The 697-nt window shown below is 43.5% G+C and carries 2 protein-coding genes; one reads left to right on the top strand and one right to left on the bottom strand.

What is annotated here, in order from left to right:
- The coding region (locus tag R7Q48_RS27530; RefSeq protein WP_318133445.1) for a LysR substrate-binding domain-containing protein at positions 1-415 on the top strand (415 nt) is incomplete at its 5' end.
- On the opposite strand, the gene R7Q48_RS27525 is transcribed toward R7Q48_RS27530, so the two are convergent.
- Positions 387-697, bottom strand: a 311-nt coding sequence (locus R7Q48_RS27525) for a TSUP family transporter (RefSeq protein ID WP_318133443.1), incomplete at its 5' end; no start/stop codon positions are given. The genes R7Q48_RS27530 and R7Q48_RS27525 overlap by 29 nt on opposite strands.

Here is a 697-nt window from a genome sequence, read left to right as displayed (position 1 = left end):
TCACGGTTTGATGAGCGTTCATCTCGCCGATGAGCCTTTCTCTATAATAAGTAAGCACCCGCTAACTCAATTACCAAAAGCGATTTTAACTAACGATTTGAATAACCCAGCCAATACATATCAGCAAGCCATTTTGTCCAAGTACGAGATCCAACCTTTGATGGAAATGGACTCCTACACTGCGGCAGCGCAATTAGCTTTAAAAGGTATGGCACCAGCACTGATACCTAAATCCATCATCAAAACACTCAACATCGCATCAAATTTCTGTTTCGAATTCGAAGAACTAGAGCCTCTAATTCGCCCAATACACATCTGTCTTCGCCACAACACATACCGCAATCAGCGAATTAAAACAGTGTTAGAAGCCATTGCTGATGTTGTTGTCAAAGAAGTTTTGTTGCCATCAGCATAGACATGGTAATCACTAGAGGTCGAATCCACTTTTGACCTTTGGTAACCACCACTTTTGCGCCAAGTTGAGCGCCAATAAAGCCACCGACCGCCATCGTCAAACCAATTTCCCATACAGGTAACCCTGCTAGAACGAAAAACAACAATGCAGCGATGTTTGAAGTGAAATTCAAAATCTTAGTTCGTGCTGTTGCATCCACGAGGGAGAAGTGTCCAAGAGCAACAAAGCACACAGTAAAAATCGAGCCCGTACCGGGGCCAAAGAAACCATCGTAGAAACCAA

The organism is Vibrio sp. 378, assembly GCF_033339435.1.
The sequence above is the reverse complement of the archived record's forward strand: the minus strand, read 5'-3'. Positions and strand labels throughout refer to the sequence as shown.